This window comes from uncultured Campylobacter sp. (assembly GCF_938045595.1).
Classification (GTDB): domain Bacteria; phylum Campylobacterota; class Campylobacteria; order Campylobacterales; family Campylobacteraceae; genus Campylobacter_B.
Genome location: NZ_CALIBB010000048.1, coordinates 1 through 19,910, shown reverse-complemented (window position 1 = coordinate 19,910; position 19,910 = coordinate 1). Strand labels below are relative to the sequence as shown.

19 protein-coding genes and 1 pseudogene are annotated in these 19,910 nt (G+C 47.0%); 11 read left to right on the top strand and 9 right to left on the bottom strand.

Annotated elements, in window-relative coordinates:
- Positions 1-1,089 precede the first annotated feature (1,089 nt).
- Positions 1,090-1,821, top strand: a complete 732-nt coding sequence (locus Q0340_RS02005) for a sulfite exporter TauE/SafE family protein (RefSeq protein WP_298081948.1) — start codon at positions 1,090-1,092, stop codon at positions 1,819-1,821.
- Here the strand turns inward: Q0340_RS02005 and Q0340_RS02000 are convergent.
- A complete protein-coding gene (locus Q0340_RS02000; RefSeq protein WP_298081947.1) occupies positions 1,813-1,953 on the bottom strand; it encodes a hypothetical protein in 141 nt (46 codons plus the stop codon). The genes Q0340_RS02005 and Q0340_RS02000 overlap by 9 nt on opposite strands.
- A 208-nt stretch (positions 1,954-2,161) precedes the next feature.
- Between Q0340_RS02000 and Q0340_RS01995 the strand changes: the two genes are divergently transcribed.
- Positions 2,162-2,542, top strand: a complete 381-nt coding sequence (locus Q0340_RS01995) for a CrcB family protein (RefSeq protein ID WP_298081946.1) — start codon at positions 2,162-2,164, stop codon at positions 2,540-2,542.
- Between the two features lie 586 nt (positions 2,543-3,128).
- Here Q0340_RS01995 and Q0340_RS01990 read toward each other — a convergent pair.
- The 6 genes from Q0340_RS01990 to Q0340_RS01965 form a co-directional block, all read right to left on the bottom strand.
- Positions 3,129-3,866 carry a hypothetical protein gene (locus Q0340_RS01990; protein WP_298081945.1) on the bottom strand — a complete coding sequence of 246 codons (738 nt, stop codon included), beginning with the start codon at positions 3,864-3,866 and terminating at the stop codon, positions 3,129-3,131.
- Positions 3,867-4,286, bottom strand: a complete 420-nt coding sequence (locus Q0340_RS01985) for a hypothetical protein (protein WP_298081944.1) — start codon at positions 4,284-4,286, stop codon at positions 3,867-3,869.
- A gap of 68 nt (positions 4,287-4,354) precedes the next feature.
- Positions 4,355-5,344, bottom strand: a complete 990-nt coding sequence (locus Q0340_RS01980) for a hypothetical protein (protein ID WP_298081943.1) — start codon at positions 5,342-5,344, stop codon at positions 4,355-4,357.
- A gap of 76 nt (positions 5,345-5,420) precedes the next feature.
- Positions 5,421-6,014, bottom strand: a complete 594-nt coding sequence (locus Q0340_RS01975; RefSeq protein WP_298081942.1) for a hypothetical protein — start codon at positions 6,012-6,014, stop codon at positions 5,421-5,423.
- Between the two features lie 265 nt (positions 6,015-6,279).
- Entirely contained in the window at positions 6,280-6,492 is a 213-nt protein-coding gene (rpsU, locus tag Q0340_RS01970; RefSeq protein WP_005869392.1) for a 30S ribosomal protein S21, read from the bottom strand.
- A 51-nt stretch (positions 6,493-6,543) separates the two neighbouring features.
- A complete protein-coding gene (locus tag Q0340_RS01965) occupies positions 6,544-7,176 on the bottom strand; it encodes a hypothetical protein (protein WP_298081941.1) in 633 nt (210 codons plus the stop codon).
- Between the two features lie 171 nt (positions 7,177-7,347).
- Between Q0340_RS01965 and Q0340_RS01960 the strand changes: the two are divergent.
- The 5 genes and pseudogenes from Q0340_RS01960 (at position 7,348) to Q0340_RS01940 (ending at position 14,597) form a co-directional block, all read left to right on the top strand.
- A pseudogene (locus Q0340_RS01960) lies at positions 7,348-9,660 on the top strand (ribonucleoside triphosphate reductase).
- 17 nt (positions 9,661-9,677) lie between these two features.
- Entirely contained in the window at positions 9,678-10,400 is a 723-nt protein-coding gene (locus Q0340_RS01955; RefSeq protein WP_298081940.1) for an anaerobic ribonucleoside-triphosphate reductase activating protein, read from the top strand.
- A gap of 433 nt (positions 10,401-10,833) precedes the next feature.
- The gene (locus Q0340_RS01950; RefSeq protein WP_177387058.1) at positions 10,834-11,856 is read left to right on the top strand and encodes a ribonucleotide-diphosphate reductase subunit beta; all 1,023 of its coding nucleotides are present in this window, start codon (positions 10,834-10,836) and stop codon (positions 11,854-11,856) included.
- A 147-nt stretch (positions 11,857-12,003) separates the two neighbouring features.
- The gene (locus Q0340_RS01945) at positions 12,004-12,639 is read left to right on the top strand and encodes a protein-L-isoaspartate(D-aspartate) O-methyltransferase (RefSeq protein WP_298081939.1); all 636 of its coding nucleotides are present in this window, start codon (positions 12,004-12,006) and stop codon (positions 12,637-12,639) included.
- Positions 12,640-12,794: 155 nt separating this feature from the next.
- Entirely contained in the window at positions 12,795-14,597 is a 1,803-nt protein-coding gene (locus Q0340_RS01940; protein ID WP_298081938.1) for a hypothetical protein, read from the top strand.
- Positions 14,598-15,032: 435 nt separating this feature from the next.
- On the opposite strand, the gene Q0340_RS01935 is transcribed toward Q0340_RS01940, so the two are convergent.
- Positions 15,033-15,542 (bottom strand): molybdenum cofactor biosynthesis protein MoaE, encoded by a 510-nt coding sequence (locus Q0340_RS01935; protein WP_298081937.1) that lies wholly within the window; start codon positions 15,540-15,542, stop codon positions 15,033-15,035.
- A 15-nt stretch (positions 15,543-15,557) separates the two neighbouring features.
- Positions 15,558-15,779 (bottom strand): MoaD/ThiS family protein, encoded by a 222-nt coding sequence (locus Q0340_RS01930; RefSeq protein ID WP_297917628.1) that lies wholly within the window; start codon positions 15,777-15,779, stop codon positions 15,558-15,560.
- Positions 15,780-15,866: 87 nt separating this feature from the next.
- Here Q0340_RS01930 and nspC point away from each other — a divergent pair, with 87 nt between their 5' ends.
- From nspC to selD, 4 genes are all read left to right on the top strand, one after another.
- Positions 15,867-17,021, top strand: coding sequence for a carboxynorspermidine decarboxylase (nspC, locus tag Q0340_RS01925; RefSeq protein ID WP_298081936.1), 1,155 nt, complete (start codon positions 15,867-15,869; stop codon positions 17,019-17,021).
- A 95-nt stretch (positions 17,022-17,116) separates the two neighbouring features.
- Positions 17,117-18,076, top strand: a complete 960-nt coding sequence (locus tag Q0340_RS01920; RefSeq protein ID WP_298081935.1) for a formate dehydrogenase subunit gamma — start codon at positions 17,117-17,119, stop codon at positions 18,074-18,076.
- Positions 18,077-18,160: 84 nt separating this feature from the next.
- Entirely contained in the window at positions 18,161-18,757 is a 597-nt protein-coding gene (yedF, locus tag Q0340_RS01915) for a sulfurtransferase-like selenium metabolism protein YedF (protein ID WP_298081934.1), read from the top strand.
- Positions 18,757-19,776, top strand: a complete 1,020-nt coding sequence (gene selD / locus Q0340_RS01910) for a selenide, water dikinase SelD (RefSeq protein ID WP_298081949.1) — start codon at positions 18,757-18,759, stop codon at positions 19,774-19,776. Before yedF ends, selD begins: the two co-directional genes overlap by 1 nt.
- Positions 19,777-19,910 lie beyond the last annotated feature (134 nt).

Here is a 19,910-nt window from a genome sequence, read left to right as displayed (position 1 = left end):
TAGCAGGCGCTTGCAGCGAGGCGGAGGTGCTTGCGCTGCGTTTGGGCGGCGCTTCTGTGCTCGAGATCAAACAGATCGGGTTAAAAAAGGAGATCGTGCTGGAAATTTCATAAGCATAAAGAAATTCCGTCTGGAGAAATTTACTATAATTTTGCAGGTCTAATGCGGATTTTTGCGTAAAATTTAGCCCGTAAAATTTGCCGCGAGTTCAAGTCCCGCCTCATATCCAAAGTGATTTTACCGGGAGAAATTTGCGGGCAAAATTTTGGCGTGAGGATTTTGCGGCGGCGGCTTTTTGGTCTTTTACCTCTTTTTTAGCGGGCTTTGAACGGCTTTGGACGAGCTTTTGGCGGCGAAATTTTACCGCAAGATTTTTCAGAGTAAAATTTAAACTCTTTGCGTCTGCTCGCTCCGTATAAAATTTTACGGCGATCTTGTCTTGATTTTGCACCGATTTTGCGGCGATTTTTAGAATACAAAGCGCGGAAATTTCGCTGTCGTCCTCCGCACAAAAAGAATTTTCACGAAGGAGGATGCGTCGCGCGTGCAATCGTGTATGGAAACGTAACTTTATGCGAAAGGAATTTTACTTGCAATCTGCTGTAGAAATTTTATCTAAAATTTTACTTTGCGGAATTTCGCCGTATAAAATTTCGCCGCGATAGAACCCTGTCGAAAATTTAATCCGGCAAAAATACTGCGCCCGCGATCTAAACGTAAAATTTTAATCCAAATTTATGCTAAACCGCCGCGGTATAGGCGCAGAATTATGATCTAAAAAATTTATACTTCGAAGCCGCAACACAAACAAATGCAGATCGGGCTAACTCCGTATAAAATTTTAAGCCGAAATTATGGCTTGCGTTCCGTTGCGATAAAATTTTGAGCCAAAATTTCAAGCTTTAAAATCCCGTAATTTTCCAAATTTCACAAATCCCACACATAAAATTTCAAACCGAAATCCCACTATTAAAATTTCCCCGCCTCAAAATCCCGCAAATTTCCCGCCCCTAAATCCAAAATTCCGCAAATTTAACAAGCTTTAAATTTTAAAGCTATAAAATTCGCTTCAAATTTTAAGGATCAAAAATGCTAGAACTCCCCTTTATCGGCATTGTCGTGGGCTTCATATCGGGCTTTTTCGGTATCGGTGGTGGCACGGTCGTAATGCCCGTGATGATGGCTCTAGGCTACGACGTCAAGACCGCCGCGGGCATCTCGGTGATGCAAATGTTCATCATCTCGCTTTTTGGCTCATATCTGAACTACCGCGCGGGCAAGCTTCGCCTAGATAGCGGCATCGCAGTGGGGCTCGGAGGGCTGTGCGGCGCGAGCATATCGGGCTTCATCGTAAAATACTCGCCAGAAATCGTGCTTGAGATCGGTCTTTTGCTGACGCTTGCGATCTCATTTCTCAAACTCTTTAGCACGAACGTAACAAGCGGCGGCAACGCCGATCCCCACGGCGCGGTGCTGTTTTTTATCGGCTTTGCTATCGGCGCGATCGCGCTTAGCATGGGCGTGGGCGGCGCGGTATTTCTGACGCCGATTTTGGTCGGATTTTTGGGCGTCGATATCAAAAGAGCGGTCTGCATGGGGCTATTTTTCATCGTTTTCGGCTCATTTAGCGCGCTTTTGAGCCTTTCGTACAACGGCCATGTAGATTACGAACGCGGCGCGCTGCTAGCCGTGGGCGGGCTTTTGGGCGTGTATTTCGGCACCTCTCAAGCTCACCACGCAAGGCGCGAAACGCAGAAAAAATGGCTGCTCGTCCTTTATGTCGTGCTATTTGCGCTGGCGCTAAAAAAGGTGCTACAGTAGCGCTGCAGTGATTGCCGCGCTATAGTTTTGCCTTGCCTCGGTTTTGCTACAAGCGCGGTTTAAGCATTCGCGCTGTTTTGCTACGCCGCCCTTTTGCGTCTCGTAGTTTTTTGCTTTGCCGTCCTCTTGCACTGCGCGCGTTTGGTCTCCATCTTGCGGCACCACGTAAAACGTTGCGTTTCATCGCGCGAGTAAATTTTAAAACGAAATTTCAAAAAGCGCGAGTAAATTTTAAAAACGGAATTTTAACTAATCGCGTTAAAATAGCGAAGTCGCACATCTTTCGTCCTATGGAGGCTAGATGGCGAAATAAAATTTACAAATTTTAAAAGGACTTGGATTGACGAACTTGATTTTAGCAGGGCTAGGCGGCTGTGTAGGTGCGATGGCGCGAGTAGGCCTAAGTGGAGCGATCGCGCGCGCAATGGATCGCGCCGGATTTTGGAGTGCGTTTCCGATCGCTACTTTTTGCGTGAATGCGCTGGGAAGCCTGCTGATAGGGTTTTTGCTCGCACTAAATTTAACGCAGAGCGTGCGGATATTTTTTGTCGCAGGCGCGCTGGGCGGCTTTACGACATTTTCTACGTTCAGCTACGATACGCTGCAATTATTGCTGGCGCGAGAATTTGCTATCGGTGTGCTAAACGCGGTCTTAAGCGTATGCGCCTGTATGCTTTTTTGCTACGCTGGGCTGCTCGCGGGCAGAGCGCTTGCAGGCTAGCCGTGGAGCACGTGAGCTTTAAATTTAAATCGCCTCTATGTTTGCGCTTTTAAATCAAAATTTATTGAAAGTGCCTGCGCTACGGAATTTTATCGCGCGCATGTGCTGCAAAATCTGCGAGCGATGGGCACAATCCCACATGCCGTGCAGTTTTGCGAAAGGGCGGCAGCAAGTAGTTTCGCAAAGTGCAATATCAAACAGGAATTATAAGACGAGTAAATCGTAAGACGAGCGAAAAGTAAAGCGAGCGAGAGGGATTGTAGCTAAATAATTGTGCTCGGCGTCGGGCAGGCTGGCAAAATCCAGATAAATTTGAAATTTGCGTGCATTCTCTGCACATCTTGTTCGCCGCAGCTTTGTGAAATTTCGCTGTCTTGCGCCTAGTTATCGCGACGCCCTAAAAATTTCGCTGTCTTGGCGCGGATAAAATAAACCTAAGCCGTGCGATAAATTTTAAAAGCTCCGCGGGCAAATTTTAAAGCTTGAAGCTTAGAATTTTAAAATTCTCGCGTAAATTTTAAAAGCTAAATTAAAGCGCGCCGAAATCACGACCTTATGTGTCAAATCCTGCAGTGCTATCTTAGATTTATCGCAAGCGGCTACGAGCCCTCTTAATTTCGTTTCTGCAGATTTCATTAACCTGCTCGCCTTCGCTATTTCGCAAGATAACCTCGTAGTCCGTGATCTCGCGATCTTTGTTATACCCCTTGATATATCTGAATCTCGATAAAACTATTTTAAAGGATTCCACATCGTCTAAAGTATACTTATCGCCGAGCTTGACGTAGTTAAAATTACTACTAGTAAGCATATGAAAATTGCTAAATTTTTGCTTTAAATTTAGCGTATAAATTGCCGTATGAGGCGTATCGTTATCGCAGCGATTAAATTCGCTTTCATCGAAGGCAAGCGCGAGGCAAATTTCATCTCCGCAGATAACCTTGATATCCTTGGCGCTGCTGTTTATACGTATGGTCTGCCGCCATCCCTCGCCTTTAATCTCAAAGATATTGCGAGCGAGCTTTTTGGCTATTTCATCTCCGACATAACCTCTGGCTTCTGGTTTATCAGCCCAACCAAGCGCAGAGTAGTTCTGCTTTTGCGGAAAATCCGCAAGCGGAGTTTGAAGCTCACTTATAGCATTTAAATTTTCCTCGGTGCCTTGTGGAGCCGCAAAAGAGGTGCCCCTCATAGAGTGTAGATTAAAGAAGCCGATAAATTTCCTCACGACCTTATACGCCGTTTGAGAAAATATCTTGGCTTCGTTTTCAAAAAGCGAAATATCGTAGATACCATATCTGTAATATCCAAGCTCTCTTTTCACTCAATCTAAATCCGGCGAACGATCGATCTCGTCGTATCCATAGTAGCGCTCTGGCATATCTTTTTGTAGCAAAAAGTCGTCGCTATCGCTGCCCCCATACCTAAGCCAGACCCCAAAATCGTCCTTAATGTATAGATAATCAAACTTCGCACCTCCTGCGAATTTTTTCTCGCCTAGCCAAAATACGGGTCTTTTGTCTAATGGCGGCAGAGCGGCGACCGGGGGCAAATTTTGCAGCTCTTTTTCAAATTTTTCATCGATATAATCGCAAGCGCTAGTGGGCATACTAGGATCGCAACCCTCGGGCGTATCGGATGAAAAAAGCAAATTTAAAATCACAAATATATACAGCACAAAAAGCACGCATGCAACGCTCACGACCAAGGCGGTAATTTTTAAAATTTTTATAAAAGTTTTCATGTCCAAATTTTACCTCGTTGCACCTAAAAAGCATAAAATTTTGCTTTAAATTTGAAATCCTCCGCGCATTATCTGTACGCTTCGCCTATTGCTTCGCTAAGACTTTTTAGCAGCTCGTCCGCGGCCTCCGCTTTGTCGTGCGCGCTGCGATTTCTGCTGTTTGAGGCGCCAGATCCCGCCCCGCTTACGCAGTCTTGCACGAAATACCACCAAAAATACCCGCCCACGTAGTTTTTCACGTAGCGCGGCATCGTATAATACCGCCTCATCATCGCCTTTTTGCTCGCTTGCGTAGCGTCCGACGCCGTGTTTCCGCACTCGCCGATGCCGAGCTTTGAAGCGGGAAAGGCGCTTTGTAGATCGGTAAAAATTTCGCTCCAATCAGGCGCAAAGCCCTCGTTGTCGTCCTCGTAGTAGCTTACGAAAAGATAATCCAGCCCATCTTTCATATCTTGCGGCACGAATTTTCGCAGCCACTCGCGCATCTGTGTCTTCTGTGCTCCGCTCGGCGTATAATACGCCGTAAGCGCCGTTTTGGCGCCTTTTTTGTGGATGAGCTCGAAAGCTGCGATCATCTTAGCGGCAATAAAATTCGCATCATCCCCCAGCCAGCCCTCGCCGTTTATTTCGTTGCCGATCTCCCAGATCGCGACGTAGGGCGCGAGCGCGGCGAAGGCGTCCGCGAACCTCTTTTCGTAGCTTTTCACGCTTTTGTACGAGCTCATCTCGTAGGAGTCCACAGGGCAGGCCATCACGTACGAAACCTCGCTAAGTCGCCTAAAAAGGGGCTCGTACTCGCGCGGGCTAATTTCTTTTGACATCACGACGCGTACAGTGGGTTTTGCGGGTAGGGCTTGCAGGGCGCGCACGATGCTCTGCAGCTTCGCGCCCGAGGCGTCTTGCGCGTCCTCGTACCAGCCGTCGTCGATCGTAACGCCCCAGATGAAGTCAGATTTAGAATTTTGCTTTGAAATTTTATTTGAATTTTCGCCGTAAATTACGCCGCAAAACAGCGCCCCGCAAAACAGCGCGAGAAATATGTGTTTGAAATAGACCACGGCTTGCTCCTTGATTTTAAATTTTAAAAATTTAGCTCTCTGTCGGTCTTTCTGCAACCGATCAAGCAATCAAAATTTATCTCTTGCCTCTAAGATCATAAGAATAATACGAACGAGAAAAACCCTCTACGCTGAATATAGCAAAAGCGTTAAGCGCAAGAGCCGCTAAGCTGAGCAGCACCGTAGCAGGCAGCGAAAAACGCGCCAAAAACGCATTTGCAATAGCTGCAAGTACAAGCGCGATAAAGCAATATGAAAATATCGCAACTCCGCTAGTATCGGCAAGCTCCTGATAAAATCTATAAAAAAACAGAAACGATGCGATGAATCCCAATGCAAGTAGTATTTGAGCGATGATGCCGCCCGCTAGAAATATAAATAACAATACGCCTATAAATATTGCCGCAAAGGCAATGGCTGCGTTGCGCAAAAGGCTGCGGCTTGCGGTAAGCTTAGAGATATTATAAATGCTAAAGATAAAAAGCACGAATGCCGCTGCGCTTAGTAGCACTCCCAATCCGCCGTAAATTCCTAATAGCAATAGCACCAGTTCGGCTATAGCTTTTAAGGCGCAGGCTGCGATGAAGGTGTATTTGATGAGTGCTACTTCTTTTTCTTGAGGGTTTGAGGGCTGCTGGCCTTGAGTGTGAAGGTAGTCGTTTAAGTCCATGGTTGCTCCTTGAAATTTATGTAGAAGTATATCTAAAAAACGAATAGGTAAAAATAAATTTCAAAATTTAGCGGCTCGCAGGCGTGGTACAAGGCAAGTGCCGCACAAAGGCGGGTAAATTTAAGAGGTAAATTTTAAAATTTAGATCGGAATTTCGGCGCTGACGGGGCGGGTAAAATTTTAAGCGGGCTGTAAATTTAAAAAGATATGAGATAAAATTTCGCGCAGATCTGCAAATTTAAAATCCGCAAATCCGCGCAAACTGCTACAAACGGGACTCGTAGCGACGTAGCGTGTAAAGACGTTTAAGCATCTTTTTGCGAGCTGAAATTTTTTGCTTTTTGCGGACTTCCGTCATCGGCTCAAAAAATCGTCTCGCGCGAACCTCGGTAACGACTAGGTTACGATCGGTTTGCTTCTTAAAGCGTCTGTAGGCTTCGTCAAATGATTCGTTCGGATATACCTTTACTCCAGGCACTTTCCTCACCGCCTTTCAAAAAAATGAATCGTGAGTTTAGCGAAAAATTCCTTAAATTTGCTTTTGAAGCGCTTTTTTATACTTCCACACGCTTTTGTTGTTGCGAGTATCTATCATCGAAAGCTCTAAAAGTAGGCTTTCGCTTGCTTGCGCGGTAGAATTTTTAGCTGCAGAATTTAAGCTTTTTGATTTTTTAGATCCTGCCTTACCATCGTTTGTCGCAGCGGGGCTTTGCGGTAAAATTTTACCTACCAAGATGTAATCCGGTGCGTAGATCGAGCCGCTTTCTACGGCGTGATAGCCACGGCTTACACCATCGTTGCTAAATACGAGTTCATCTTTACTTGGGGCGTCGGTGACGACTGCTTTGCCTGAATGCAGCAATGAAATTCTAATTTTTTTGCTTAAAAATTCCGCATCCACGCCGTGTGCGTTTGTCCCGTCCAGTGGCTCGATGCCGACGACGCTGAATCTACCGCCTTTCTTACCGACGATACGCTTTGAGAGCAGATCAGCGATGCTTTCGCCCGCGATGCGCTCTAGGTACGCGTTTGGATATCCAGTATGATCTATGCCTCCGGCAAGCACCGAATTATCAGTACTTTTGGAACCTTTAATCGCAGCGCAGCCCGCTAAAAAGGCACACAGCAAGATCACGAAAAAACTTATTTTAAAATTTTTCATAGCATTTCCAAATTTTATAAAATAAACTCCGCGATTATAGCGAGATTTGGTTAAATTTCGTTTTTTATAAGCAAAATTTGTAACGGATATTCCGCTCGTTCCTTTAATTTTGAGTTAAAGATTCCTTGATATACTTTCTGCCAATTTATTCAGAAAATTCGCGGGGTTATTATGAAGAGAATCATTAAAAGAGACGGAAGTTTTCAAGAATTTCAATCCTACAAAATAAAAGATGCTATCAAAAAAGCCTACAAAAGCGTCGGTACCGAATTTGACGAAAAAGTCTTTAATAATGTAATGAGCGCGATCGTTTTTAAAGATAAATTAAGCGTCGAAGATATTCAGGATCTCATCGAGAAAAAGCTCTTCGAAGCGGGCGATTTCGCCGTTTTGAAAAGCTTCATGATCTACCGCCACACGCACAAGATGCAGCGCGAGCACATTTTGGGGCTTGAGGAGGATACGACCTACATCAACTGCACCCAGACGGTCAATGAATATATCAGCAAGCAGGATTGGCGAATTTTAGCAAATTCCAATACCAGCTACTCAAACGCAGGCCTTATCAATAATACCGCCGGCAAGGTCATCGCAAACTACTGGCTAGATAAAATTTACTCTCGCGAGGAGGGCGCGGCGCACCGAAACGGCGACTATCATATCCACGATCTGGACTGCCTTACGGCGTATTGCGCGGGCTGGAGCTTGCGCGTGCTTCTAAACGAGGGTTTTAACGGCGTGCGCGGCAGAGTCGAGAGCAAGGCGCCGAAGCATTTCCGCGAAGCGCTGTATCAGATGGCGAATTTCCTTGGAATTTTACAAAGCGAATGGGCGGGCGCACAGGCGTTTAGTAGCTTTGATACGTATCTGGCGCCATACGTTTTCCGCGATAAATTAAGCGACGATGAGGTCAAAAAGGCGATCACGAGCTTCGTGTTCAACCTAAATGTCCCGGCGCGCTGGGGGCAGAGCCCGTTTACCAACGTCACCATCGATATGACCTGCCCGGATGATCTAAAAACGCAGATTCCTACGCACAACAACGAGCATCTGTTTAAAAATTTACGCGACGAGGAGCTTTTGGCAGAGGCTAAAAGGCGCGGCAAGGACTCGCTTGAAGCGATGACTTACGGCGATTTCGAGCCTGAGATGAACCGCATCGTGATCGCGTTTTACGAGGTTTTAACGACGGGCGATAAGTGCGGTCAGCCGTTTACTTTCCCGATCCCTACGGTAAATTTAACGGAGGAGTTTGATTGGGATACTCCTGCAGCCGATGCGGTATTTGAAAACACCGCCAAGGTAGGCTCAAGCTATTTTCAAAATTTTATCGGCTCGCAATATATCACGAACGAAAAGGGCGAGCGCGTACCCAATCCAAAGGCGTATAAGCCTGGCGCCGTACGCTCGATGTGCTGCCGCTTGCAGCTCGATCTGCGCGAGCTTCTAAAGCGCGGCGGAGGACTTTTCGGAAGCGCGGAGATGACGGGAAGTATCGGCGTCGTAACGATAAATTTAGCCCGACTAGGCTATCTGTATAAAAACAACGAAGAGGCGCTTTATGCGAGGCTGGACGAGCTTTTAGAGCTTGCAAAATCGACGCTTGAGAAGAAGCGAAAATTCGTTACCGAGATGTTTGAGCGCGGCTTGTATCCATACACGAAGCGCTATCTGCCGGGCTTTAACAACCATTTTAGCACTATCGGCATCAACGGCGCAAACGAGATGATCCGAAATTTCAGCGGAAATAAAGAGGATATTACGACGGAATTCGGGCGTAAATTTGCCCTTAAGATGGTTGAGTATCTGCGCGAGAAGATCCGCTCGTTTCAGGAGCGCACGGGCAATCTATACAATCTCGAAGCCACGCCTGCCGAGGGAACTACGTATCGCTTTGCCAAAGAGGATAAGAAGCGCTACGCAGATATCATCCAAGCGGGATTTGATAAAAATATATACTACACCAATTCGACGCAGCTTCCGGCAAATTTCGGAAGCGATCCGTTCGAAGCTCTGGCGATGCAGGACGAGCTGCAAAGCTCCTATACCGGTGGCACGGTGTTGCATCTGTATATGAAGGAGCGCATAAGCTCGGCTCAGGCATGCAAACAGCTCGTAAAAAGCGTAGTGCAAAACTACAAGCTTCCTTATATCACGATCACGCCGATTTTCAGCGTATGTCATAAGCACGGCTACATCAGCGGCGAGCATGAATACTGCCCGAAATGCGACGAGGAGCTGCTTGCGGAATACAAGGCCAAGCAGAGCAAGGGCGCCTAAATAGCGATTTAAATTTTAATCTTAATGAAAGGATGGAGAATGGAATTTCCAAAAGAGTTAGAAGCAAAACGCACAAAATGCGTCGTTTACACAAGAGTGATGGGCTATTTGCGCCCAGTAGAGAGCTTTAATATCGGAAAGAAGGGCGAACACAAAGAGCGCGTCTTTTTTGAAGAGAAAAAAGACAAAAAGCAGATCGCCTAGTCGCCGCTACCGGCCAAATGCAACAAACGCATACGAAGCCGCCGCAAGCCTTAAACCTGCGTAACGCGCAGATTTACGAGATCACGCCGTTTACGATGCTTGATTTTGCCGATCACATCGCCGCGATCGCGTGGTTTTGCGGCTGCAATATGCGCTGCAATTACTGCTACAACCCACAAATCGTTACTTCACGGGGTAAAATTTCAAACGAAGAGTTTCTGCGCTTTTTGGATGCGCGCGCGGGCAAGCTTCAGGGCATCGTATTTAGCGGCGGCGAATGCACCTGTGCGAGCGATTTTATCCCGCTGGCACACGAAGTTAAGCGGCGCGGCTTTTTGCTCAAGGTTGATACCAACGGCTCAAATCCGCAAAAGATCGAAGAGGCGCTAAACTTAGGGCTGATCGATTATATCGCGCTTGATTTTAAGGCGCCGCGGCAGGATTTTGAGCTCATTACAAAGTCAAGCCTATACGATAAATTTCTGCAAACTCTTAGGCTTTTGCTGCGGCAAAATTTTAAATTTGAGGTGCGAACGACCGTGCATGCCGATTTTTTAAACGAAGCAAAGATCGAGCAGATGGCGCAAATTTTATGGAGCGAGGGCTACCGTGGCGTCTATTATCTGCAAAACTTTCTACCCACCGGCGATAATTTCGGCAATTTAAACGCGCCGCTTGCAAGCTTTGATCCGAGCAAAATCCGTACCGATCTAAAGATCGAACTTCGAAATTTTGATTAAATTTGCGCTGTCGCGCGCATCTTGTCGCGATGAACGCGATGAAATTTTTATAGCGCGCATTGCCCGGCGTATATTGTGCCTCGATAAAATTTTACTTCGCCGTTTGCCGCAGGCATTAGCACGAAGCAAATAAACGAAATCGCACCGTAGTTCCACCTTTAAAATTTCTTTTCAAAGCTCCGTCATAAAATTTTATCATAAAGCTTTGCCGTGAAATTCCATCTCGAAATTTCGACCGTTCAGCTAGCATAAAATTTCGCCTCACTCGGCTGGCTACGGAATTCCGCCGTACGCTGCGGCTGAGCTGTGCGCGCCTTATAAAATTCCGCGCAAATTTTACGGGCGAAATTTCACGCCTTTAAATTTCACCTGCAAAGCCTTCGATAAGATTTTTTTCGTTACAATACGCCCTAAATTTTTAAAAAGGCAAAAAATGGATAGGAAAAAAATCTACAACCCCTTCTCCGACGAGACGCTTACCGATCGCAAGGTCTTCGGCGGCAATCCGCAGGGAATTTTAAATTTTACCAAGGCGAAATATCAATGGGCGCTGAAACTTTGGGATCTGATGGAGGCCAACACCTGGTTTCCCAAAGAGGTCGATACCACCGACGACGTGCGCGATTATAACTTCAATCTCACAAGCGCCGAGAAGCGGATGTACGATCTCGTGTGGAGCCAGCTGATATCGATGGATAGCTTTCAGACCAACAATCTCGCCGATAATATCAACCCCTACATCACGGCTCCGGAGATCAACGCCGTGCTCGCTCGCCAAGCCTACGAGGAGGCCAACCACAGCAAATCCTACGCCGTCATGGTCGAGGCGATCTGTGAAAACACCGATCTGATTTACGAGATGGAGAAACACGACGATATGCTTCGCAGGAAAAACGACTACATCTCAAGCGTCTATGAGGAGCTTGCGGGCGAGGTTAGCGACGATAAGCTGCTGCTAGCGATGGTGGCGAATCAAATTTTAGAGGGTATCTACTTCTACAGCGGCTTTACGTCGATCTATGCGCTTGCTCGCGCGGGCAAGATGCTAGGCAGCGCGCAGATGATCCGCTTCATACAGCGCGACGAGATCACGCATCTGCTACTCTTTCAAAACATGATAAATTCCGTTCGCAAGGAGCGTGCCGATCTGTTTAATAAACGCAACGTGGATAAAATTTACGAGATGTTCGAGACGGCGGGAAACTTAGAGATCGATTGGGGCAAATACATCACGGATAATCAAATCATGGGCTTTACGGACGACATCATCGAAGAATACATCCACTACCTGGTCGATCAGCGCCTGCTTGCCATCGGACTTGAGAAGCGATACGGCGCGAAACACCCGATAAAATGGGTCGATGATTTTTCTAAATTTAACGATCAAAAGAGCAATTTTTTCGAGAGCAAAGTCACGAACTACAGCAAAGGAAGTTTGAGTTTCGATGATTTTTAGCGGATTTTGCAGTTTGAAATTTTGCTCCGCCGCATCGCAGCGCCGGCGCTTGGACGGCACTTTTAAAAATTTTATCGGCCTCGAATTTAAACAAAACGAAAGCTCTCGCGGCTTTAAATTTAACGCCTGGCCAGGCGGGAGCGCGCCATGGTCTCGCTAGAGCGGCTTCGCTGCGAAAAGATGGCGAACGACATCGCCGAGCAGGTGAGTTTAAATCCTGCGCTTTTTGAGGCGTTTTGCAGCGTCGCTAGAAGCGAATTTGCTCCGCTGGGCGCGCACGCTTTCAGCCTTAACGCGCAGCCCATTTTGGCCAGTCAATGGATCAGCTCGCCGCTGACGGTCGCGCGCATGACGATGGCGCTAAGCGTGGATCCGAAGGTCGAGAAAATTTTAGAGATCGGCTGCGGTAGTGGCTATCAAGCGGCGATTTTAAGCAGGATGGTTCACCGCGTATTTGCCGTAGAGCGCGTCGAGCGGCTGGTGGGCGAGGCAAAAAGGCACTTTGTGAATCTTGGGATTTCAAACATCAGCCTGCGTCACGACGACGGCAACGCGGGGTGGAAAAATTTCGCCCCTTTCGATAGGATATTGCTCTCCGCGTGCGCCGAGCGGATCGATGAGCGGCTGTTTGCGCAGCTGGCAATCGGCGGAATTTTGGTTGCTCCGATGAATAGAGGCGGCTCGCAAAAGATCGTTAGATTTAATAAAATTTCGCCAAGCGAGATCAAAGAAGAGGAGCTTGGCGCCTGCGAATTCGTCCCGCTGGTGCAGGGTCGCGGATAGATCTAGCGCGCAGTAAATTTTAAAATTTCCTACCGCCCCCGGGCGCGTAAATTTAATAAAATTTGCTTTCGCGCTCCGTCGCAAGATCAGAGTTTTATTAATTATTTATTTAAATTCAAGTACAATACACAATTTTAATCTTTCAAGGATGAGTCATGCAAGATTTTAGCAAGGAAAAGATAGAGTCGCTGGTCGCCAGCTGGAAAAATCACAACAAAAACCAATTCTGGCTTAAAAAACAAACCGCGATTTCAAAGTATTTAGGCGAGATCAAGCGCTGCCTCGTAAGCTTTGATGAGACCGAGAGCGAGTTTTTGCAAACTTTATATATAAATCTCAGCGACGGCAATCTTAGAAGCTGCAAAATTTTATCTTTGGGCGAGAAGTTTGCGCACGCCGAGTATTTCTTTATGGATCAGTTTTTTGATCCCAATATCAGCGCGTTTTATTATGATTTCGCTTTCAAAGACCGTATCGTCGGCAAAAAGGAGCTGTTTCCTAAAAATGCCGTAAAAAGCGTAGATAGCGTGCTTAGCGGCGAGGATAAAAACATCGTCTCGCTTTATGTTTTTATCGAAAATATCGTCAAAAATTTCAATAGCTATTCGCAGGAGCGCACCGCGCGCGATATTTTTAAACAAAAGCTAGTCAATTTCTACGACGAGCTTTACAGACTTCTTACGGCGGTGGACAGCGCTTTGGCGATCGATTTTTTCGACGTCGCGCTGCATAATCAGCCCTTCGTGCTGATGGAATTTTTAAAATCCGCGATAAATGCCGATAATTTCTATCTGATCGATAGCTACCTAAGCGATGACGGGATGCTAAATTTAGGACTTGCCGAGGGCGGCGATTTTGCGCAAATTTCGCGCGAAAAGCTCTATCTGCTAGCTAGCATATTTGCGCAGTGCAACGATGAGTTTCCGACGCTCGTTTATCGCGATGAAACCGCGCAAATTTTATCCTTGCTCTACGACGAAAAGGTTGAAATTTTCGAAGACTTCTACGAGTTAAGTTCGCGATTTATCGCGGAATTTACCCCGTATCCTCAGGATGTCGTGGGTGCGGCTAGGATCGTGTACTCCTCGCTATTTTTTGAATACGTCAAAAACTACAAAAGTGAAGAGGTCGCAAAAAATACGATATTTTACGGCGCGATCGGCACCGGCAAGACCCGCAGATTACGATCTTTGATCACCGAAAAGAAGCTTGCGGCGAAAAATTTCCGCTACGTTTGCCTGCACGAAGGATTCGAATACCGCGATTTTATAGACGGATTTTACGGCGAAAGCTTCATCGACGGCGAGTTTAAGGTGCTTTGCAAAGAGGCGCTAAACGATCCGAAGGGCGAGTATTATTTTCTGATCGACAATGTAAGTGCCGCGAGCTTGGATAAAATTTTAGGCGAGGCTGCGGTGCTTTTAGATCGTCGCTACGACGAGGAAGACGAGCTTTCGCTGATCCGCACGAAAAACTCCCATGTAATCGACGGCTTTGAAGAGGGCGAAAAAGCGCGCGCTAGCGTCGTTTTAAAGGATGGCCGCTCATATTTCGCGGTGCCTAAAAATTTATACGTCCTATGCACTCTAAATGAGCACAAATGTGTTTCGCCGTCGATTGCGAAGGCGTTTAGATGGATCAGATGCGAGTGCGATTACGGCGCGCTTGAGGATTATTTAAGGGATCGCGAGATCGTAAACGCAAGCGCGGTCGTTGCGGTTTGCAAGGTGCTGAATAAATTTATTGCCGATGAGGCAAAGGGCCTCGGCACGATCGGACATGGCATATTTATGGGGCTAGCGCGCTATCAAAACAATGCGCAGATCATGCAAGAGGGGCTAAACGGCTTTTTTGCTGAGGTGCTTGAGCCGATCTTTAGGTGCGCAGCAAGTGGCGAAGATACCGCTACGAACCTTGGCGAGCGCATCGCTGAAGCTAAGGACGTGTTTAAATTTTAGTCGCCGCTTAGCAGAGATGGTTATATTTGCGATGAAATTTTAAAATTTCATCGCACTGCGTTTCATTTGTGCTCACGGATACGGCGCGCGAAATTGGGTTTAAATTTTATTTTATGCTGCGCGGGTTTACAAGACGATTATAGCGCCATTTTATTTGCTGTGCAGCACATCGACTGGATTGATTAAATTTGCTATAAATTTAGACTTGAAATTTTAGTTCTCGCTTGCCATGCTTATCGGAGCGCGGGCACGGAGTTGGATTGAAATTTTGAGCTTTAAATTTAGCCTCAGCCGCTAAATTTACACAAAATCTTTATTTTGAAATTCTGCAGTATCTCTACGCGGAATTTTGATTGTTGGTGTAATAGCCGTTTTGATTAAATTTAATTGAATTGAAGCAAACCTGTGGGGCTAAAACAGCGCGTGCTTTTAAATTTAGCTCAAAAGCCCTGCGCCTTTTACTTTCTGCGAGCGATCCGCCGCGTAGAACCTCTTCCCGCCTACTACTTTGCCGCCCTCGATTTTGCCGCCCTTTACGTCGTATTTCCAGATTGGCGCGGCCGCCTTGAAATCCTCCACAAACTCGTTTATTAGCGCCAGAGCGACCTTGCGCTGCGGGCTTACGATGCCTGCGACGTAGGAGCTTTCGTGGATCGGCACATCGCCTTTTGAATGTGCAAAAAGCACGAATGCGCCCTGTGCCGCGGCCTTTTGCTGCCACGCTTCAAACCAAGTCCGCAAAATCGGCTCGTATATATCGAAGCTCAGCGCGCAGATGCCGCCCTCTTCGCGCACGATGCCTACGAAGGTGATAAACGCGCCGCAATTTACGTCCTTAAATTTAGCGTACCAGCGCGATAAAATCGCGTTCACGTTCAAGCTACCCTCATAAATTTCAGGCTTGATCCCGCTTAAAATTTCCGGATTAAATTTAGCCTCGTTCATCGCCGCCTCCTAAGCTTAGCCGCCGCAAACGGGAGGCAGAAGGCTCACGCGATCGCCGGATTTGAGCGCGAAATTCGCATCATAAATCATTTTATCGTTTACCGCTACGGCGCAGTTTGCGAGCCACTCCCGCAGACTTTCGTCCTTTTGCAGCTCCGCTTTTACCTCCTGCAAGGAGTTTGCGTTTAGGCGCAGGGGCTCGCGCCCGATCGGCCCTAAAAATTCTACCTCTACCATTTTTATCCTTTTTTAAAGATTGGGCTATTTTAACCAAAAATTCATAAAATTTTATATAATTGCGTAAAAATTTAATGAGGAAAAACGATGAAAATCGATGAAATTTCGACTCCCGCTTACGTATGCGAGGAGCAAAAACTGGTAAAAAATTTAGAAATTTTACGCGGCGTAGGCGAGCGAAGCGGAGCAAAAATTCTGTGCGCGCTAAAAGGCTTTGCGTTTAGCTTCGCGATGCCCTACGTTGGCAAATACCTCTGGGGCGCTACTTGCAGCGGCCTACATGAGGCGAAATTCGCCGCGGAATTTATTAAAAACGGCGAAATCCACACATACTCGCCCGCGTTCAAAGAGGACGATTTGGATGAAATTTTAGAAATTTCAAACCACGTCGTGTTCAATAGCGCCGCGCAGTGGCAAAAATATCGCGCAAAGGCGCTTGCTGCGGGAGCATCGTGCGGCTTGCGGATAAATCCGCAGACCTCCTTCGCGCCCAAAGACGCTTACAATCCGTGCGGTAGCTTTAGCAGGCTCGGGATGAGCCTTGAAGCGCTACAGCGGGCGATCTTGCAAGACGGCGAGTTTTTGCGCGGCATCTCTGGGCTACACTTTCACGCGCTGTGCGAAGAGAGTGCTCAGAGCCTAGAGCGGGTGCTCGAGGTTTTCGAGGCGAAATTCGACAAGTATTTTAGAGCCCTAAAGTGGCTAAATTTCGGCGGCGGTCATCATATCACGCGCGCAGGTTACGACGTGGAGCTGCTGATAGATTTGATTAAAAAATTTCGCGAGAAATATGGAGTCGAAATTTATCTCGAGCCGGGCGAGGCGGTCGGCTGGGAGTGCGGGTATTTGGTCGCTAGCGTGCTTGATATAGTAGAAAATGGCGCTAAAATCGCTATTTTAGACGCTTCCGCTGAAGCTCATATGCCCGATACCGTGCTGATGCCGTATCGTCCTGCGGTACGCGGCGAGAGCGAGAGCGGTAAATTTAGCTATCGCTTCGGTGGCAATACCTGCCTCGCAGGCGACATCGTTGGGCTTGAGAGCGGGCAGCCCGAGTATAAATTTGACGCGCCGCTAAACATCGGCGATCGGGTGATTTTCGAGGATCAGATCCACTACACGATCGTAAAAAACACGACTTTTAACGGCATCAAGCTGCCTGATCTCGTCTTAGCGGACGAGCGCGGAGAGGTTTTGGCAATCAAAAAATTCGGCTACGACGAATATGCGCGGCGAAACTAGCGCCGCACTTAATGCAAAAATGTAATTTTGCTTTGTAAGAAAATTTTTTGCAAAAAATGATATAATCGGTCCGAATTTTATATCTAAGGAAATCCATGAAAAGATTGTTTCTCGCGCTTTTCGCCTGTATTTATGCGCAGGCCGAAGAGAAAAAATATGCCGATATCGTGCAGGGAAATAGCGATGTTTGGGGCAATGCAAGGCTTGAAAACATCGATAGCTACGGCAATGGCTTCGGTCCGATTTTTCTGCAATTTCAAGGACATCTGCAAAGCTCGGGCTTTTTTGCTTGGTTGGCGCTGGGTGCGGTTTTGGGCGTAATCATAGCTTTTATTGGGCACTACGCGATCATAGGACCGAAGCACTTCGATCATCACGCGGGCAAGCCGATCTATGCATTTAATAAATTTGAGCGACTATACCATCTTGTAGCGGCCGTCGCATGGGCGATCTTGGTTCCTACCGGCTTAATTATGATGTTTGGCGAAGAATTCGGCGGTGGCGCTTTCGTGAGATTTTGTAAAAACGCTCACGGACTAGCTACGATAGCCTTTGCGATCGCCGTTATGCCTATGCTAGTGACATGGTTTTGGCGTATGCTACCGCGAGCTTACGATATCAGATGGATGATGATCGTGGGCGGTTATCTAAGCAAAAAGAAGCGCACGATTCCCGCGGGTAAATTTAACGCCGGCCAAAAAGCGTGGTTTTGGGTCGCGACTTTAGGCGGCATAGTGATGATAGCCACGGGCGCATCGATGTTTTTCTTAGATTACAATATCCCTGAGATGAGAAGCGCGCTAGGTATGAGCCAGATCGAAATTTTAAGAGCAAGCGCAATTATCCATAACCTTTTGGGTGCGGTCTGCGCGGTATTTTTGCTTGTGCATATCTATATGGCAGTCTTTGCGATCAGCGGTGCCATTCACTCGATGATCGACGGACACAAGCCGGAGGAGGAAGTTTACGTACTTCACCACTACTGGTATCGCGAGCTGCTCGATAAAGGGCAGATCGCTAAATCGCAATTTGAAGCGAAGTACCCGCGCTTATAACTTGGGTAAATTTTATGCGGGCCTGCTTGCGTGCGGCTCGCATTAGCTTTGAGGTTCAAAGAATTTTATTTTTAAGGATTACATATGCAACTAGATTGTCGCAATTTAAATTGCCCGGAGCCGCTTTTACGTACTAAAAAAGCCCTCGGCGAATTAAAAATCGGAGAGAATTTAGAAATTTTAGTAAACGACGTAGCGCCGCGCGAAAACATAAAGCGCTTTTTGGCTAAAAACGGCTTTGAGGCGCAAATTTCACAAGCGGGCGCCGATACGCTTATAAAAACCGTAAAAACGGACGAGCTGAAAGATGAAAATATCGACGATATTTATTGTGACATCACGGTGCCAAAAAGAGGCAAGGTGATATTCCTAAACGAGGAGCAGTGCGGAAGCGGCCCGATCGGAAAAAGCCTGCTTGCTAAATTTTTAGGCGCAGCGCTAAGCTTAGACGAAAAGCCAGTGAAAGTGATCTGCGTAAACAACGCCGTGCGCATAACCACCAACCGCGGCCACGAATGCTTTGAGGCGATTAAAAAGCTAAACGAAGCGGGAGCTGAAATTTTAAGCTGCGGAAGCTGTCTAGAGGGCTACAAACTGGTCGATAAGCTCGCGATCGGCGAGATTTCAAATGCATACGAAATCATGGACGTCCTATCAAAATACGAAGCAATCAAGCTATGATTTACAGAGATTTTAACCTCACAAAATTTATTGCAGCCGCCGGTTGAGCCGCCAAGCTTGACCCGGCGGGTCTAACCGAAAATCTTGGAAATTTAATCGAGCCTAATGCGAGCCTGCTTTCATCCATCTGCAGCAATGAAGATGCGAGCGTATTTCGCATAAGCGACGATCTTGCGCTCGTGCAGACACTCGATTTTATCACCCCTTTGGTGGACGATCCGTTTATCTTCGGACAGATCGCGGCGGCAAACTCCCTAAGCGACGTATTTGCGATGGGCGGCGAAGTGATAAATGCCCTAAATATCGTGGGTTTTGACGATTGCCATTTCTCAAATGAAATTCTGCGCGAAATTCTGCGCGGCGGCAAAGACAAGATCAAAGAGTGCGGAGGGGTTTTGGTGGGCGGTCACACCATCTCTACCCCCGAAATTTATTACGGACTTAGCGTCACGGGGCGCGTGAATCCGCGTAAATTTTGGAGTAATAATACAGCGCACGAAGGCGACCTACTGATCCTAACAAAACCTCTCGGTACGGGCATTATCGCTACGGCTATTAAGGCGAAATTTCTTAAATTTGAAGAATTTCGTGACGCGATAGAGAGCATGATTTTGCTAAATTTTTATGCCGTGGGCGCGCTAGCGGGTTTAAAAATACATGCCGCAACGGACGTAACGGGCTTTGGGCTGCTCGGACACGCGCTTGAAATGATAAACGGGAGCGTGAGTTTTAAAATTTATCCTAGCAAAATCCCGCTTCTAAAAAGCGCCCTCAGATGCCTTGATGAGGGGCTGATCCCCGCCGGAAGCTATAAGAATTTAAAATTTATCGCACCGGGCGTCGATTCCGAGCCGGACATAACGCTTTGCGACGCACAAACCAGCGGCGGACTTCTGCTTGCCGTAGCGGAAAAGGACGCGGCGCGAGCGCTTGTAAATTTAAAAAACGCAGGCTACGCTAGTAGCGCTATCGTCGGCGAAGTAGTAGGGCACTCCGAACATAAAATTTATTTAGTTTAAAATCTTTTTTATTCAGCCCCCTTTAAGCATCGCTCTTGTATAATCACAATTCTGTTTCGCACCGAGCCGAACCTGCTTTCTTAACTCTTAAGTCCTAGTAGTTTTAGCCTTTTAGCGAACGCGTTTTTTAAAAT

Bases quoted from the DNA above. Each gene is read 5' to 3' on its own strand.
- Q0340_RS02005 (WP_298081948.1), top strand. From the start codon at position 1,090: ATGCTAGAACTCCCCTTTATCGGCATTGTCGTGGGCTTCATATCGGGC.
- Q0340_RS01985 (WP_298081944.1), bottom strand. From the start codon at position 4,286: ATGAAAACTTTTATAAAAATTTTAAAAATTACCGCCTTGGTCGTGAGC.
- Q0340_RS01975 (WP_298081942.1), bottom strand. From the start codon at position 6,014: ATGGACTTAAACGACTACCTTCACACTCAAGGCCAGCAGCCCTCAAAC.
- Q0340_RS01965 (WP_298081941.1), bottom strand. From the start codon at position 7,176: ATGAAAAATTTTAAAATAAGTTTTTTCGTGATCTTGCTGTGTGCCTTT.
- Q0340_RS01955 (WP_298081940.1), top strand. From the start codon at position 9,678: ATGCAACAAACGCATACGAAGCCGCCGCAAGCCTTAAACCTGCGTAAC.
- Q0340_RS01950 (WP_177387058.1), top strand. From the start codon at position 10,834: ATGGATAGGAAAAAAATCTACAACCCCTTCTCCGACGAGACGCTTACC.
- Q0340_RS01945 (WP_298081939.1), top strand. From the start codon at position 12,004: ATGGTCTCGCTAGAGCGGCTTCGCTGCGAAAAGATGGCGAACGACATC.
- Q0340_RS01940 (WP_298081938.1), top strand. From the start codon at position 12,795: ATGCAAGATTTTAGCAAGGAAAAGATAGAGTCGCTGGTCGCCAGCTGG.
- Q0340_RS01935 (WP_298081937.1), bottom strand. From the start codon at position 15,542: ATGAACGAGGCTAAATTTAATCCGGAAATTTTAAGCGGGATCAAGCCT.
- Q0340_RS01930 (WP_297917628.1), bottom strand. From the start codon at position 15,779: ATGGTAGAGGTAGAATTTTTAGGGCCGATCGGGCGCGAGCCCCTGCGC.
- nspC (WP_298081936.1), top strand. From the start codon at position 15,867: ATGAAAATCGATGAAATTTCGACTCCCGCTTACGTATGCGAGGAGCAA.
- Q0340_RS01920 (WP_298081935.1), top strand. From the start codon at position 17,117: ATGAAAAGATTGTTTCTCGCGCTTTTCGCCTGTATTTATGCGCAGGCC.
- yedF (WP_298081934.1), top strand. From the start codon at position 18,161: ATGCAACTAGATTGTCGCAATTTAAATTGCCCGGAGCCGCTTTTACGT.